This is a genomic window from Brevundimonas subvibrioides (genome assembly GCF_027271155.1).
Classification (GTDB): domain Bacteria; phylum Pseudomonadota; class Alphaproteobacteria; order Caulobacterales; family Caulobacteraceae; genus Brevundimonas; species Brevundimonas subvibrioides_D.
In genome coordinates, this window is the sequence record NZ_CP114542.1 from 231347 (window position 1) to 245923 (window position 14577).

At 69.2% G+C, this 14577-nt stretch carries 14 protein-coding genes and 1 pseudogene; 9 read left to right on the forward strand and 6 right to left on the reverse strand.

Going from position 1 to position 14577, the window contains the following annotated elements:
- From infB to pnp, 7 genes and pseudogenes are all read left to right on the forward strand, one after another.
- Positions 1 to 3021 (forward strand): translation initiation factor IF-2, encoded by a 3021-nt coding sequence (gene infB / locus O3139_RS01205; RefSeq protein ID WP_269515075.1) that lies wholly within the window; start codon positions 1 to 3, stop codon positions 3019 to 3021.
- A 204-nt stretch (positions 3022 to 3225) separates the two neighbouring features.
- A complete protein-coding gene (locus O3139_RS01210) occupies positions 3226 to 3723 on the forward strand; it encodes a hypothetical protein (RefSeq protein ID WP_269515076.1) in 498 nt (165 codons plus the stop codon).
- Positions 3681 to 4409, forward strand: a complete 729-nt coding sequence (locus tag O3139_RS01215; protein WP_269515077.1) for a DUF2459 domain-containing protein — start codon at positions 3681 to 3683, stop codon at positions 4407 to 4409. Before O3139_RS01210 ends, O3139_RS01215 begins: the two co-directional genes overlap by 43 nt.
- Positions 4410 to 4462: 53 nt before the next feature.
- Positions 4463 to 4876 (forward strand): annotated as a pseudogene (rbfA, locus tag O3139_RS01220) (30S ribosome-binding factor RbfA); the annotation flags it as partial.
- A 126-nt stretch (positions 4877 to 5002) separates the two neighbouring features.
- Positions 5003 to 5935 (forward strand): tRNA pseudouridine(55) synthase TruB, encoded by a 933-nt coding sequence (truB, locus tag O3139_RS01225; protein WP_269515079.1) that lies wholly within the window; start codon positions 5003 to 5005, stop codon positions 5933 to 5935.
- 91 nt (positions 5936 to 6026) lie between these two features.
- Positions 6027 to 6296 (forward strand): 30S ribosomal protein S15, encoded by a 270-nt coding sequence (gene rpsO / locus O3139_RS01230; RefSeq protein WP_269515080.1) that lies wholly within the window; start codon positions 6027 to 6029, stop codon positions 6294 to 6296.
- Between the two features lie 245 nt (positions 6297 to 6541).
- Entirely contained in the window at positions 6542 to 8788 is a 2247-nt protein-coding gene (gene pnp / locus O3139_RS01235) for a polyribonucleotide nucleotidyltransferase (RefSeq protein WP_269515081.1), read from the forward strand.
- A 218-nt stretch (positions 8789 to 9006) separates the two neighbouring features.
- Here the strand turns inward: pnp and O3139_RS01240 are convergent, their stop codons facing one another.
- Together O3139_RS01240 and rph are read right to left on the reverse strand one after the other, a co-directional pair.
- On the reverse strand, positions 9007 to 9414 hold the full coding sequence (locus O3139_RS01240) for a hypothetical protein (protein WP_269515082.1): 408 nt from the start codon (positions 9412 to 9414) through the stop codon (positions 9007 to 9009).
- A 66-nt stretch (positions 9415 to 9480) separates the two neighbouring features.
- Positions 9481 to 10209, reverse strand: coding sequence for a ribonuclease PH (gene rph / locus O3139_RS01245; RefSeq protein ID WP_269515083.1), 729 nt, complete (start codon positions 10207 to 10209; stop codon positions 9481 to 9483).
- 70 nt (positions 10210 to 10279) lie between these two features.
- On the opposite strand from rph, the gene hrcA reads away from it, so the two are divergent.
- Together hrcA and grpE are read left to right on the forward strand one after the other, a co-directional pair.
- Positions 10280 to 11377, forward strand: coding sequence for a heat-inducible transcriptional repressor HrcA (gene hrcA, locus O3139_RS01250; protein ID WP_420022361.1), 1098 nt, complete (start codon positions 10280 to 10282; stop codon positions 11375 to 11377).
- 47 nt (positions 11378 to 11424) lie between these two features.
- Positions 11425 to 12018: a nucleotide exchange factor GrpE gene (gene grpE, locus O3139_RS01255; RefSeq protein WP_420022362.1), complete on the forward strand. Its 594-nt coding sequence runs from the start codon at positions 11425 to 11427 to the stop codon at positions 12016 to 12018.
- A gap of 2 nt (positions 12019 to 12020) precedes the next feature.
- On the opposite strand, the gene O3139_RS01260 is transcribed toward grpE, so the two are convergent.
- The 4 genes from O3139_RS01260 to O3139_RS01275 form a co-directional block, all read right to left on the reverse strand.
- Positions 12021 to 12923, reverse strand: coding sequence for a dienelactone hydrolase family protein (locus tag O3139_RS01260; protein ID WP_269515085.1), 903 nt, complete (start codon positions 12921 to 12923; stop codon positions 12021 to 12023).
- A gap of 73 nt (positions 12924 to 12996) precedes the next feature.
- Positions 12997 to 13602 (reverse strand): alpha-ketoglutarate-dependent dioxygenase AlkB, encoded by a 606-nt coding sequence (locus O3139_RS01265; protein ID WP_269515086.1) that lies wholly within the window; start codon positions 13600 to 13602, stop codon positions 12997 to 12999.
- Between the two features lie 16 nt (positions 13603 to 13618).
- Entirely contained in the window at positions 13619 to 13813 is a 195-nt protein-coding gene (locus tag O3139_RS01270) for a Trm112 family protein (RefSeq protein WP_269515087.1), read from the reverse strand.
- A gap of 98 nt (positions 13814 to 13911) precedes the next feature.
- On the reverse strand, positions 13912 to 14571 hold the full coding sequence (locus O3139_RS01275; protein WP_269515088.1) for an LON peptidase substrate-binding domain-containing protein: 660 nt from the start codon (positions 14569 to 14571) through the stop codon (positions 13912 to 13914).
- Positions 14572 to 14577 lie beyond the last annotated feature (6 nt).

Genomic DNA, 14577 nt, shown 5'->3' on the forward strand with positions numbered 1-14577 from the left:
ATGAGCGACGAGAACGACAATACCAACGACGGCCAGCAGCCTTCGGCCCCCTCGGGAACCCCGTCGACGACGGGACCACGGGCGCCGTTGAGCCTGAAGCCGCGCGCCGTGGGATCGGTGCCGACCGGCACCGTGCGCCAGAGCTTCAGCCATGGTCGCACCAAGACGGTGGTGGTCGAGACCAAGCGCCGCGTCGGCGCGGCGCCGGGTCAGCCGCGAACCCAGGCCTTCGACGTCGCACGCCCTCGCCCGGAGGCCCCGGCAGCGCAGGCCCCGGCCGCGCGTCCCCAGACCCCGCAACCCGCCGGCGGACGGCTGTCCAGCGAGGAACAGGAAGCCCGCCGTCGCGCCATCGAACTGGCCACCCGTCAGCAGGCCGATCGGGCCGCAGCCCAGGCCGCCGAACAGGCGCGTCGTGACGCCGCCGCGCGCGAGCAGGCCGCAGCCACCGCTGCCGCCGCCAATGCCGCCCAGGCGGAAGCCGCCGCAGCCCGCGCCGCAGCCGAGGCCGCCCGCGCCGAAGCCGCCAAGCTGACCGCAGCCGCCCCGGCCCCGACCGGCAAGCCCGCCGCGCGTGCGCCGCTGGCCGCCAAACCCGTCGCGCCCGCCCCGGCTGCGCCGACCCCGACGCCTGCCCCGGCACCCGTCGCCACCGCTCCGGCCGCTCCGGCCGCTCCGCCCCGTCCGGCACCCCCGGCCCGCCCGGTCGTCAATTTCGGCCAGCGCGTGCCCAAGGCCAATCCGGCCCGTGCGCCCATCGACCGTCCGGCCTTCGGGGCCCGTTCGGCCCGTGAGGAAGCCATGGGCGGTGGCGAGAAATCCTATTCCGACCGTCCGGCGTCCTCGCGGCCCGGCGGCACGGCCCCGCGCCCGGCCGAGCCGGTCCGTTATTCGGCCCTGACACCGCGTCCGGCCCCCGGCGCGGCCCGTCCCGGCGGAGCGCGCACCGGCCCCGGTGGTCGCCCGACCCCGAACGCGCCGCCCGTCGCGGCCGAGGTCTCGCGTCCCAGCCGCGCGCCCGGCGGCGGCTTTGCCCGTCCGGTCAAGCCCGAGGACGATCGCGACAAGCGTTTCTCGGACGCCGGCAAGGCCGTCAGCCGCACACGCGGCGAGCCCAAGCGCCGGGAAGGCCGCCTGACCATCCAGTCCGTGGCTGGTGACGGCGACACGGCCGAGCGGATGCGGTCGCTGGCCTCGGTCCGCCGCGCCCGCGAACGCGAGAAGGAAAAGCGCAAGGGTGGCTCCACCGACGCGCCGAACCGTCCGCGCGAGGTCGTCATTCCCGACGTCATCACCGTGCAGGAGCTGTCCAACCGGATGGCCGTGCGCGGCGTCGACATCATCAAATTCCTGATGAAACAGGGCCTGATGATGAAGATCAACGACGTCATCGACACCGACACCGCCGAACTGGTGGCCGACGAGTTCGGCATGACGGTGCGCCGCGTGTCGGAATCGGACGTCGAGGCCGGCTTCCTGTCCGACGACATCGACGAAGAGGCGACGACGCCCCGCGCGCCGGTCGTGGCCATCATGGGCCACGTCGACCACGGCAAGACGTCCCTGCTGGACGCATTGCGCACCACCGACGTGGCGGCGGGCGAGGCCGGCGGCATCACCCAGCACATCGGCGCCTATCAGGTGAAGACGCCGTCGGGCGACGCCGTGACCTTCCTGGACACGCCGGGCCACGCGGCCTTCAGCGCCATGCGGACGCGCGGCGCCAATGTCACCGACATCGTCATCCTGGTGGTGGCGGCCGACGACGGCGTGATGCCGCAGACGATCGAAAGCATCCAGCACGCGAAGGCTGCGGGTGCCCCGATCATCGTGGCCGTCAACAAGATCGACAAGGCGGACGCCGATCCGCAGAAGGTCGTCAACGAACTGCTGCAGTACGAAATCATCGGCGAGGCCCTGGGGGGCGATACCCAGATCGTCGAGGTCTCGGCCAAGGCCAAAACCAACCTGGACGGCCTGATCGAGGCCATCCTGCTGCAGGCCGAGGTCATGGACCTGAAGGCCGATCCGGAACGCTCCGCCGAAGGCGTGGTCATCGAGGCCAAGCTGGACAAGGGACGCGGCCCGGTCGCCACCGTCCTGGTCAAGCGCGGCACGCTGCGTCGCGGCGACATCGTCGTGGCCGGTTCGGCCTGGGGCAAGGTTCGCGCCCTGCTGGACGAGCGCAACGCCCAGCTGACCGAGGCCGGCCCGTCGGTCCCGGTCGAGATTCTGGGTCTGGACGAGGCCCCCTCTCCCGGCGACGTCTTCGCAACCGTGGAGAACGAGGCCCGCGCCCGCGAGCTGACCGAATTCCGCGCGCGCCAGAAGCGCGAGAAGGCCACCGGCGGCATCAACCAGGTCAGCCTGGTCGACATGATGGCCAAGCTGGGATCCAAGAAGATTTCGGAACTGCCGGTCCTCATCAAATCCGACGTCCAGGGCTCCGGCGAGGCCATCCAGGGTTCGCTGGAGAAGATGGGCAACGACGAGGTCCGCGCCCGGGTCGTCTATTCCGGCGCCGGCGGGATCACCGAGAGCGACGTGCAACTGGCCAAATCGGCCGGCGCGCCGATCCTGGGCTTCAACGTCCGTGCGTCGAAACAGGCCAAGGACCTGGCCGACCGCGAAGGCGTGGAAATTCGCTACTATGCGATCATCTACGACCTGCTGGACGACATGAAGGGCGTGCTGTCGGGCATGCTGGCTCCGCTGCAGCGGGAAACCTTCCTCGGCAATGCGGCGGTGCTGCAGGTGTTCGACATCTCCAAGACCGGCAAGATCGCCGGTTGCCGGGTGTCCGAGGGCGTGGTCCGCAAGGGGGCCAAGGTCCGGATCATCCGCGACGACGTCGTCGTTCTGGAACTGGGCACGCTCACCACGCTCAAGCGCTTCAAGGACGAGGTCAACGAGGTTCCGTCGGGCCAGGAGTGCGGCATGCATTTCCAGGGCTTCCAGGACATCAAGGTCGGCGACTACATCGAGTGCTTCACCGTCGAAGAGATCAAGCGGACGCTTTAGGGCGAGCGACGCTTTGCGTCGGGCGCTACCGCTCGGCTCGCGGAGCCTCGCTGCTTGAGCGCGCGTCGGGCGCTACCGCCCGGCTCGCGGAGCCTCGCTGCTTGAGCGCGGGTGGCGAGGCGCTCTCCCTCCCCCTAGGGGGAGGGAGACCATCGTGCGCCATCCCCGCCTCCCTTCTGCCGCAAGTCGCGGTATGGTTCAGCCATGCTCCGCCGTCTGACCGCCGTTGTGATGTTTGCCCTGCTGGCCACGCCGGCCGCGGCGGATACCCGCTATCTGTCGTTCAATCCGGCCGACCGGATTACCACCGCCCTGACACGCGGCATCACGCTGGAGGTCGAGCGGGGATTGTTCGGCGCGGTCAGCGTCCGGCGGATCATCTCGACCACGTCGCGGGGGGCGGCGACGATCCGCAAGGGCGGACCGGACGGGGCGAAATCCGTCCTGCCCCAGGGCGCGACCCAGGCCATCGTCTATTCCATTGAGGCCGAGGGCGACGGGCGCGGTCTGGCACGGGCCCTGTGTCCCGGCGCGGACCAGGCGTTTCTGGTACTGGGGCGGGTGCAGGCCGGGCGGCCGATGGCGATGCAGGCGACCGGACGCTGGCCCGACGGCCAGTTCCGGCATTGCGTGACCCTGTCCTACGACTACCGGGGCGAATGGAGCCTGCCGCCGCGCAGTCCGCCGCCCGACGCGCCCTGATGCGACGGCTATCCGGATTCCTGCTGGCCGGGGGGCTGGGGCTGATCGCGGCCCTGTGGACCTGGACCCGGCCCGGCGATACCGCATTGATGGCCGGGGGCACCGGGGGCGTCACCGTCCATGTTCTGAACAACGGTTTTCACACCGACATCGCCGTGCCGCGCGCCGCGCTGGAGGCGCAGGGCGGGCCGCTGGCGGAGGCCTCGCGATCGATCGGCGAGGGGGACTGGGTGCTGATCGGCTGGGGCGATGCGAAATTCTTCGTCGACACCCGCCCGATGGAGGACCGTATCCCCGATGGCCTGCGGGCCTTCTTCTGGCCCGGCAATGCGTCGGTGGTGATGCTGGACCCCGAGGCGGGCGATCCGGCGCGCCGGTTTTCGCCCGCTGCGCGCCGGACGCTGCATCTGACGCCTGACGGGTTCGCGCGCCTGACGCGGCGGGTGGAGGGCTCGCTGTCGCTGATCGAGGGACGGCCGCGCCTGTCGGTCGCCCGCGACGGCGACGGGGCGCATTTCTTCGCCAGCCGCGAGCATTTCTGGATCGGCTATCTTTGCAACAGCTGGACCGCGCGGGTTCTCAACGCCGGCGGCCTGCCGGTCCGGCCGCAGCGGTCCGAGACCGCCGGCGAAGTGATCGCCGCGATCGACCGGGCGCAATTGGACAGGGCGGGCGGACAAGACTAGACCCGCCCGCTTCTCGCGCGGGTCCGATCCCCGGCGGCGAACAGGACGAGCCCATGAGCAATCGAAAATCCAGATCCACCGCCGGCCTGGTCAGCCAGCGCCAGCTGCGCGCGTCGGAGCTGATCCGTCACGCCCTGGTCGAGGTCATGCGCGAGAACGAGATCCGCGATCCGGCCCTGATCGGGGTCTCGGTGACCGTGACCGAGGTGCGGCTTTCGCCTGACCTGAAACACGCCACCTGTTTCGTCGAGCCGCTGGGCGCAGGGGTCGAGAGCTCGGACACCGCCGGACACATCGACGCGATCGTCAAGGCGCTGAACGTGCACGCCAAATTCCTGCGCGGGGCGCTGGGACGCCATATCGACATGCGGTTCACGCCCGACCTGCGGTTCCGCCACGACGAGAGCTTCGCTGCCGCCGAACGGCTGAACCGGCTGCTGGACGATCCGCGCGTGCGGGCGGATTCCAGTCCTCCCCCACCGGGGGAGGGGGACCGCGAAGCGGTGGAGGGGGCAAGCCCCGCACCCGATGCTACGGACAGCCCCCCCTCGTCGGCTTCGCCGCCACGCCCCCCGAGGGGGGGAGAATAGGGCGTGGGTCGTCGCAAAAGAGGCCTCGTCGTCAATGGCTGGGTGTGTCTGGACAAGCCCTGTGAGCTGGGCTCGACCGATGCGGTGTCCAGGGTGCGCCGGCTGTTCGACGCCCAGAAGGCGGGGCATGCCGGGACGCTGGACCCTCTGGCCTCGGGCATCCTGCCTATCGCACTCGGCGAAGCGACCAAGACGGTGCCGCATCTGGTGGAGGCGGAGAAGGTCTATCGCTTCACCCTCAACTGGGGCGTCTCGACCGACAGCGTCGATCGCGAGGGCGAGATCATCGGGCGATCGGACGTGCGGCCCCCGGTCGAGGCGGTGCGGGCCGCCCTGCCCGCCTTCGTCGGCGAGATCGACCAGACGCCGCCCCGGTTCAGCGCCATCAAGGTCGACGGCCAGCGGGCCTATGACCTGGCCCGCGAGGGCGTGGATTTCGAGCTGGAAAGCCGCCGCGTCACCATCCATTCGGCCGAGGTCACCGACGCGCCGGACGCCGACCACATCGAACTGACCATCCGCACCGGCAAGGGCGTCTATGTGCGCTCCCTGGCCCGCGATCTGGCGGCCATGCTGGGGGCCGAGGGGCATGTCTCGGCCCTGCGGCGCGAGCGGGTCGGGCCGTTTTCGCTCGAGAACGCCGTCACGCTGGATTTCCTGACCGATCTGGTGCATAGGGACGCCGCCTTGGAAGGCCTGCTGCCCGTTGCGACCGCCCTGGACGACATCCCGGAGCTGGCCGTGACGGAACAGGACGCCTTTTCGCTTCGTCAGGGACGACCGATCGTTCTGCTCCCCCGACAGGTTGAAACCCTGAAGAGCCGCCTCCGGGACGGTTCTCGCACGGTTTCCGCCTTTCAGGGTCAGACCCTCGTCGCTCTCGGTCAGTTGCGGGCCGGTCGGCTGGAACCCGACCGCGTTTTTAACCTGTCCTGACGCGCTCTCCCCGGAGACCGAAGGGACACTTCCGGGGCTCAGGCAGCGAGGGACCGCGTCCCGAGCGTTAGCCCCCAGAAAGGAAGCTACGATGTCGATTACTGCTGAACGCAAGAACGAAGTCATTGCCGAGAACGCCCGCTCCGCCGGCGACACCGGTTCGGCCGAGGTTCAGGTCGCGATCCTGTCGGAACGCATCGCCAACCTCACCGAGCACTTCAAGGCCCACAAGAAGGACAACCACTCGCGCCGCGGCCTGCTCAAGATGGTGTCGCAGCGTCGTCGCCTTCTGGATCACCTGGTGAAGGTCGATCGCGAGCGTTACACCGCTCTGATCACCAAGCTGAACCTGCGCCGCTAGGGGCAGCACGCGAAAAACGGTTTCGAGGCGCGGGCCATGTCCGCGCCTCTTTCCGTAACCAACGACCGGCGCGCCGCCGCAGTTTTCGGCGCAAGACGCGAGGGCCACACCGGTCCTCTTGACCTCCCGGATCGACCGCCATGGGGCGGCGCTCCCTGGATCGAAGGACTGAACCCCCGACGCATCCGCACCCACTGATGGGACCCCGGCCGGAATACGCCGCCCGGGATACGAAAGACGAAAACATGTTCGATATCAAACGCAAGACGATCGACTGGGCCGGCCGGCCTCTGACGCTGGAAACGGGCCGCATCGCCCGCCAGGCCGACGGCGCCGTCCTGGCCACCTATGGCGAGACCATCGTCCTGGCCACCGTCGTCTACGGTCGCGCGCCCAAGCCGGGCCTGGATTTCTTCCCGCTGACCGTCAACTACCAGGAAAAGACCTTTGCCGCCGGCAAGATCCCGGGTGGCTATTTCAAGCGTGAAGGCCGTCCGACCGAGAAGGAAACCCTGGTCAGCCGCCTGATCGACCGTCCGATCCGCCCCCTGTTCGTCAAGGGCTTCAAGAACGAGACCCAGGTCGTCATCACCGTGCTGCAGCACGATCTGGAGAACGACCCCGACATCGTCGGCATGGTCGCCACCTCCGCGGCCCTGACCCTGTCGGGCGTGCCTTTCATGGGCCCGATCGGCGCCGCCCGCGTCGGCTATATCGACGGCGAGTTCGTGCTGAACCCGACCCTGGACCAGATGCCTGACTCCGCGCTCGACCTGGTCGTCGCCGGGACCTCGGACGCCCTGATGATGGTCGAATCCGAAGCCAGGGAACTGTCCGAGCAGGTCATGCTGGACGCCCTGATGTTCGCGCATCGCGGCATGCAGCCGGTGATCGACGCCATCATCGAGATGGCCGAGCACGCCGCCAAGGATCCGTTCGACTTCACCGCCGAGGACCACTCCGACGTCGTCACCCGGATCCAGTCGCTGGTCGGCGAGGACATCAAGGCCGCCTATACCCATGTCGGCAAACATGCCCGTCACGAAGCCGTCGGCGCCGCCAAGAAGAAGGCGTCGGCCGCCCTGGTGAAGACCGACGAGAACCCGGACGGCGTCGATTCCGCCACGTTCGGCACGGCCTTCAAGGAATGCGAAGCCCACGTCCTGCGTCGCGACATCATCGACAACGCCCACCGCGTCGATGGCCGGGCGCTGGACAAGGTTCGCGACATCGTCTCGGAAGTCGGCATCTTCCCGCGCACCCACGGTTCGGCCCTGTTCACCCGCGGTGAAACCCAGGCCATCGTGGTCGCCACCCTGGGCACCGGCGAGGACGAGCAGTACGTCGACTCCCTGGCCGGGACGTACAAGGAGAAATTCCTCCTGCACTACAACTTCCCTCCCTATTCGGTCGGCGAGACCGGTCGTATGGGCGGCGCGGGCCGTCGGGAAATCGGTCACGGCAAGCTGGCCTGGCGGGCGATCCGTCCGATGCTGCCGACCTCGGAAGAGTTCCCCTATACGATCCGCATCGTGTCGGAGATCACCGAGTCCAACGGTTCGTCCTCCATGGCCTCGGTCTGCGGCGCCTCGCTGGCGCTGATGGATGCGGGCGTGCCCCTGAAGAAGCCCGTCTCGGGCATCGCCATGGGCCTGATCCTGGAGCCGTCGGGCGAGTTCGCCATCCTGTCGGACATCCTGGGTGACGAGGATCACCTGGGCGACATGGACTTCAAGGTCGCCGGCACGCGCGACGGCATCACCTCGCTGCAGATGGACATCAAGGTCGCCGGCATCACCGAGGAAATCATGAAGAAGGCCATCGCCCAGGCGTCGGCCGGCCGTCTTCACATCCTCGACGAGATGGACAAGGCCATCGACGGTGCCCGCACCGAGCTGGGCGAATACGCACCGAAGATCGAATCCATCAAGGTTCCGGTCGACAAGATCCGCGACATCATCGGCACCGGCGGCAAGATCATCCGCGAGATCGTCGAAAAGACCGGCGCCAAGATCAACATCGAGGACGACGGCACGGTGAAGATCGCCGCCTCGGACCAGGAGAAGATCGACGCCGCCAAGAACTGGATCTCGTCGATCGTGTCCGAGCCCGAGCCCGGCATGATCTATTCCGGCAAGGTCGTGAAGGTCGTCGACTTCGGCGCCTTCGTGAACTTCTTCGGGGCCAAGGACGGCCTGGTCCACGTGTCCCAGATCGCCCTGGAACGCGTCGCCAACCCGGCCGACGTCCTGTCGGAAGGCCAGGAGGTCAAGGTCAAGTTCCTGGGCTTCGACGATCGCGGCAAGACCAAGCTGTCGATGAAGGTCGTCGATCAGTCGACGGGCGAGGACCTGACCGACAAGATCAACGCCGAACGCGCCGAACGCGGCGAGGCCCCCCTGACCGAGGATACCGGCGGTGGCGGCAAGAAGCGTGAAGGCGGCGGAGACCGTGGCGGCGATCGCGGCCGCGGCCGCAGCCGTCGCGACTGATCGGTCGCGTCAGCGCTGACATGAACGAGGCCCCGCTGGTGACAGCGGGGCCTTTTTCATTCTCCCTCCCCCGAGGGGGAGGGTGGTCGCAGCGAAGCGGAGACCGGGTGGGGCGGGCAAGGCGACGCGCCTGCAGCCTGTGCTGGATCGCCCTGCCGCCCCCACCCGGTCGCTGCGCGACCTGCCCTCCCCCGAGGGGGAGGGAGAGACTCTTCTCCCTACGCCGCGCACTCCGCCGGCTTTTCCTCGTCCGGACCATACAGGCCGCAGGCGCGGTCGATTTCGCCCTGGATCATGGCGCAGCTGTTGGCGGCGTTGCAGGGCGGATGGGTCGCGGGACTGACGGCGATACAGCGGCTGACGAGCGAGGCCGCCTCGCGGGCACCCAGTGTGTCCGAACAGGCCCCTGAGGCGTCCTCACCCGAGGCATAATCGGTCGCCGGAGCGTCCTCTTCCGACATCGCCTCTTCCTGGGGCGGTGCGTCGGCGGGCATCTCGGCCGTCGACTGCAGCGGCGTGACGGCCGCATCCGGCCCCGTGTCGGCGGCGGAGGGTTCGGCCGAGGGCTGGCAGGCGGCCAGACCAAGGACGGCGATCAGGGCGAAGGACGCGGTCAGGCGGGTCATGGGCCGTCTCCGGGCGGGAAAACGACGACGATGCGCCGCTTCCCGCCGTCTGCAAAGCCCCCACGCTCAATGCGCGATTGCGGCATCCACGGCGGCACGCTGCAGGGCGAACAGGTCGTTGCAGCCCAGTTCGGCCAGCTGGAACAGCCGGTCGAATTCGGGACGGGAGAAGCCGCGCTTCTCGCCCGTGGCCTGGATCTCGACGATGGTGCCCGATCCGGTCAGGACGAAATTGCCGTCGGCCTCGGCATTCGAGTCTTCCTCGTAGTCGAGGTCCAGCACCGGGGTGTCGGCGAAGATGCCGCAGGAGACGGCCGCGACCTGGTCGAGGACCGGATCGGTCTTCATGACCCCCTCCGCCCGCAGGTAGTTCAGGGCCGTCGCCATGGCGACCCAGGCCCCGGTGATCGAGGCGGTGCGGGTGCCACCGTCGGCCTGGATGACGTCGCAGTCGATCAGCACCTGACGCTCGCCCAGGGCCTTCAGGTCGACGACGGCGCGAAGGCTACGGCCGATCAATCGTTGAATTTCCTGCGTCCGGCCCGACTGTTTACCGGCGGCGGCCTCGCGGCGGCCGCGCGTGTGGGTGGCGCGGGGCAGCATGCCGTATTCGGCCGTGACCCAGCCCGCCCCCTTGCCGCGCATCCAGCCGGGCACGCTTTCCTCGACCGAGGCGGTCACCAGCACCTTCGTGTGGCCGAAAGAGACGAGGCAGGAGCCCTCGGCATAGCGGTTGACGCCGGTCTCCAGCGTCACGGCGCGGAGCTGTTCAGGGGTGCGGTCGGAGGGGCGCATGGGGAGGATCCTTGGCGGCAGAGAATGCGTTGGCGTATCGGGCCGGGCTGCTTATCCTGAAAGGGTGAGCCTGTATGCCCCCCACCCGTCACCCTTCGCCAACCAGACCGGCCCTGCGGCCGGGCTGACGGCGCTGGACGCCCGCGCCCGCGACATCTTCCGGCGGGTGGTGGAGACCTATCTGGAGACGGGCGAGCCGGTCGGGTCGCGCACAGTGTCGCGCGGGGGCGTGCAGCTGTCCCCCGCCTCGATCCGCAACACGATGCAGGACCTGACCCTGGCGGGGCTGCTGGCCGCACCGCATACGTCGGCCGGACGCATCCCGACGCACGCGGGTCTGAGGCTGTTCGTCGACGGCCTGCTGGAGATCGGCGACATCGGCACCGAGGAACGGCGCGAGATCGACGGGCGGCTGGCCGGGCGCGGCAAGGGGTTCGAGGAGGCGCTGGACGAGGCGACGTCCCTGCTGTCCGGGCTGGCCGGCGGCGCGGGCATCGTGGCGACCCCGATCCGCGATGCGGGGGTCAAACATGTGGAGTTCGTGGCCCTGGGCCCCGATCAGGCGCTGGCGGTGCTGGTCGGAGACGACGGCTCGGTCGAGAACCGGATCATGACCCTGGCGGCCGGGGTGACGCCCTCGACCCTGCAGGAGGCGTCCAACTTCCTGAACGCACGGCTGAGGGGCCGGCCGCTGGCCGAGGCGCGCAGCGAGATGGGGGCCGAGCTGGCCGCCGCGCGCCAGGAGCTGAACGCCGCCGCCGCCCGGCTGGTCGAGGACGGTCTGGCCGCCTGGTCCGGCGGACCGGACCGGGAACGGTCCCTGATCGTGCGGGGCCGCGCCAACCTGTTGCAGGATGCCGGCGCGACCGAAGACCTGGAGCGGGTTCGGGTCCTGTTCGACGACCTGGAGCAGAAGGAACAGCTGATCGGCCTGCTGGACGGGGTCAATGCGGCCCAGGGCGTGCGCATCTTTATCGGGGCGGAGACGCGGTTGTTTTCGCTTTCGGGTTCCGCTGTGGTCGCAGCACCCTATATGACGGGCCGCCAGCGGGTTCTTGGCGCCATCGGCGTGATCGGACCCGCTCGACTGAACTATGCCCGCATCATCCCGTTGGTGGACTATACCGCCCGGGTGCTGGGCCGCATACTGGACGGACAAGACACGTGACCGATACGACCAACCCGAACGATCTCGAAGCCCAGCTGGACGAGGCCATGGCCAATGCCGGGGCCGGGCTGGACGGCAATCCGGACGACCTGGAGCCGGACAGCCTGGCCCCTCTGGACGCCATGATCGCCGACCGCGACCTGTGGAAGGACCGCGCGATGCGGGCGGCGGCCGAGGCCGACAACGTCAAGCGCCGCACCGAGACCCAGATGAACGACGCGCGGGCCTTTGCCATCCAGCGCTTCGCCAGGGACCTGCTGGGCGTGGCCGACAATCTGGAGCGCGCCCTGATGGCCGCCCCCAAGGATGCCGACAGCGCCGCAGCCGGCCTGATCAACGGACTGGAGCTGACACAGAAGTCGCTGCTGCAGGCCTTCGAGACCAATGGCCTGAAGCGGCTGGCCCCCGGTCTGGGCGATCCGTTCGATCCGCACCTGCATCAGGCCATGATGGAACAGCCCTCGACCGAAGCGCCTGGAGGGACGGTGATCCAGACGATGCAGGCCGGCTACGAGCTGTTCGGCCGGACGGTTCGCCCGGCGATGGTGGTGGTGGCAGCCAGAGGGTCCGGTCCGCAAGGCACGAACCCCTATGCCACAGCGCCCAACGGCAACGGCGGCACCTTCGACGGCCAGGCCTGAGGTTATTTGAGTTTCGCCTCGAACAGCGCCGTCAACCGCGCCCAGCCGTCGGCGGCAGCGGCGGCGTTGTAGCCGGGGCGATAGTCGGCGTGGAAGCCGTGCTGGGCGTCGTCATAAACCTTGATGCCGCTCTCGCTCGCACCGGCCGTGGTCAGGGCCGCCTGCATGGCCTGGACCGTGTCCAGGGGGATGCCCTGGTCCAGCCCGCCATAGTTGCCGATCACCACGCCCTTCAGATCGGCCGCCAGATCGACGGGATAGGGACGGCCGCTCTCGACCTGGGCCGGGGTCGCGGTTGGCGAAGGCGCGAGGCGGCCATACCAGGCCACGCCCGCGTCGATGGCGGAAAAGCGCGCCGCAGCCTGCCAGACGACCTTTCCGCCCCAGCAGAAGCCGGTGATGCCGACCTTGTCGTCGTTGGCCCACAGCTGGCCCGAGGCCCAGTTCAGGGTCGCGTCGATATCGCCCATGACCTGTTCGTATCCGGCGGCTCCGACGATGGCCATGATCCGGGACATGTCTGACAACGGGGCCGGGTCTTCGACCCTGACGAAAAAGGCCGGAGCGATGGCGGCATAGCCCTGTTTGGCCAGGCGGCGGCAGACGTCCTGGATATAGGCGTGCAGGCCGAAGATCTCGGACACCACGATGACCAGCGGCCAGGGTCCGTCCCCTTCCGGGCGCGCGACATAGGCCGGCAGGTCGAATCCGTCGGGGGCCGGACAGGTGACCATGCCGACCTCCAGCCCTGCGGCATCGGTCACGATCGGCCGTGCGGACTGGGCCAGTGCCGCCGGGCAGTAGCCGGTGAAGACCGCGGCCCCCAGGGTCAGGGCGCCCAGACCGCGGCGGGACAGTTTCAGGTCTTCGGCGGACAGGCCTTCGGGGCGGGTCAGGACGGTCATCGCAACTCCTTGCTCGGTTGCCATGACCTTGGGCGACGGATCGCGCCGGGTCGAGTCACGCCCCCGTGCGACGTCAGGTCGCGCGCCTGAGGGTCAGATTGATGCGCCCGCCGCCGGGGATCAGGGACGATGACCCGGCCAGAAGACGGTCGATGCCGTGCCGGGCCAGTCGGGCGGGCCCGGTCAGGGCGCAGACGTCGCCCGAACCCAGCCGGATCGACCGCGTCGGGCCCCCGTCCGCCCGGCCGATGCGGAACACGGCGGTGTCTCCCAGCGAGACCGACACGACCGGTGCGGTCAGGTCGGCCTCGTCCCGGTCCTGATGCAGGCCCATGCGGGCCGTGTCCCGATACAGATTGACCAGACAGGCATCCGGCGGAGCGCTCCCGCCGGTCAGTCCATCCCACAGCATCAGAAGCGTGGCCGGGATCGGTGGCCAGGGCGCGCCCGTCTCCGGGTGGGTGGTCTGGTAGCGATAGCCCGCGCGGTCCGACACCCAGCCGACCCGACCCATATTGGTCATCCGGACCGAGAACGGCTTTCCGCCCGGCGTGACCGGCCGATAGAAGGGCGCGATGCTGATTGCCGCCTGGACCTCGGCCAGCAGGTCCGTCCGGGCCGCCGGGTCGAGCGCGCCGGGCCGGTAGAGAAAGCCGGGCAGGTCGGGGAACGGCTCCATCGGGGCCGCGCGGGGATCAGTCCAGCGCCCGCGCCTCTTCCGGCAGCATGATCGGCACGCCATCACGGATCGGAAAGGCCAGTTTGGCGCCCCTGGAAATCAGCTCGTTGGCCGCGCGGTCATAGTCCAGCTTTCCGCGCGTGACAGGGCAAACCAGCACCTCCAGCAGGCGGGGATCGACCGAGGAGGGGGTGTTGAAAGTGTCGCTCATGGGGACAGTAGGCCGCAGGTATCAGGCACTAGCAAGGGGGCTCGACGTCACATCGGACCCAATCTGGCCTCCAATCCTGCCGTCTATTGCCTGTTCGCTCACTGCATCGCGGTCGGGCCGTCGCCGTCGCCCATCTCGGCCGCGTCGATGCGCATCAGGGCGGTCAGGACCGCGACGCGGTCATCCAGTGTCAGGGACTCCAGCAGCGCCTGTTTCTCCGGCCCGTCGAATGGCAGGGCCATGGACAGGCTGTTGATCAGGGCTTCCTGCGGGGCCGCCTCGGCCGTTTCCCAGTCGATTTCCAGCTGGCGGCGCTCGAGATAGGCGCGGAGCGCGGCGAGAAAGGTTTGCCGCTCGAACGTCTCGCCCCCGGTCGGTGCCGTCAGGTCGCTCTCGAACGGGGCGAAGATGGCGCGCACCTGACGATAGGGGGTCTGGGTCGGCAGTTCCGACGCGACGCGGAACCGGGCCACCCCGGTCAGGGTGACCAGATAGCGCCCGTCCGAGGTCTCGGCGAAGCTGGTGATCCGCCCGGCGCAGCCCACGGCCGAGAGGCTGGGCAGGGGGCGCGGTCCGCCGACCGGCTGGATCATGCCCACGACCCGATCGCCCGCCATGGCGTCGTCGATCATGTTCAGATAGCGCGGCTCGAAGATATTCAGCGGCAACTGCCCGCGCGGCAGCAGGATGGACCCCGGCAGGGGGAACACCGGAATGACCTGGGGCAGGTCGACGGCCTTCACATAGCCCTGGGCCATCGGTCG

Excerpts from the sequence above, each read along its gene's own strand:
- rph (WP_269515083.1), bottom strand. The coding sequence starts at position 10,209 with ATGCGCCCCTCCGACCGCACCCCTGAACAGCTCCGCGCCGTGACGCTG.
- O3139_RS01260 (WP_269515085.1), bottom strand. The coding sequence starts at position 12,923 with ATGACCGTCCTGACCCGCCCCGAAGGCCTGTCCGCCGAAGACCTGAAA.
- O3139_RS01240 (WP_269515082.1), bottom strand. The coding sequence starts at position 9,414 with ATGACCCGCCTGACCGCGTCCTTCGCCCTGATCGCCGTCCTTGGTCTG.
- O3139_RS01270 (WP_269515087.1), bottom strand. The coding sequence starts at position 13,813 with ATGAGCGACACTTTCAACACCCCCTCCTCGGTCGATCCCCGCCTGCTG.
- rpsO (WP_269515080.1), top strand. The coding sequence starts at position 6,027 with ATGTCGATTACTGCTGAACGCAAGAACGAAGTCATTGCCGAGAACGCC.
- O3139_RS01275 (WP_269515088.1), bottom strand. The coding sequence starts at position 14,571 with ATGGCCCAGGGCTATGTGAAGGCCGTCGACCTGCCCCAGGTCATTCCG.
- infB (WP_269515075.1), top strand. The coding sequence starts at position 1 with ATGAGCGACGAGAACGACAATACCAACGACGGCCAGCAGCCTTCGGCC.
- O3139_RS01215 (WP_269515077.1), top strand. The coding sequence starts at position 3,681 with ATGGAGCCTGCCGCCGCGCAGTCCGCCGCCCGACGCGCCCTGATGCGA.
- pnp (WP_269515081.1), top strand. The coding sequence starts at position 6,542 with ATGTTCGATATCAAACGCAAGACGATCGACTGGGCCGGCCGGCCTCTG.
- O3139_RS01265 (WP_269515086.1), bottom strand. The coding sequence starts at position 13,602 with ATGGAGCCGTTCCCCGACCTGCCCGGCTTTCTCTACCGGCCCGGCGCG.
- O3139_RS01210 (WP_269515076.1), top strand. The coding sequence starts at position 3,226 with ATGCTCCGCCGTCTGACCGCCGTTGTGATGTTTGCCCTGCTGGCCACG.
- grpE (WP_420022362.1), top strand. The coding sequence starts at position 11,425 with ATGGCCAATGCCGGGGCCGGGCTGGACGGCAATCCGGACGACCTGGAG.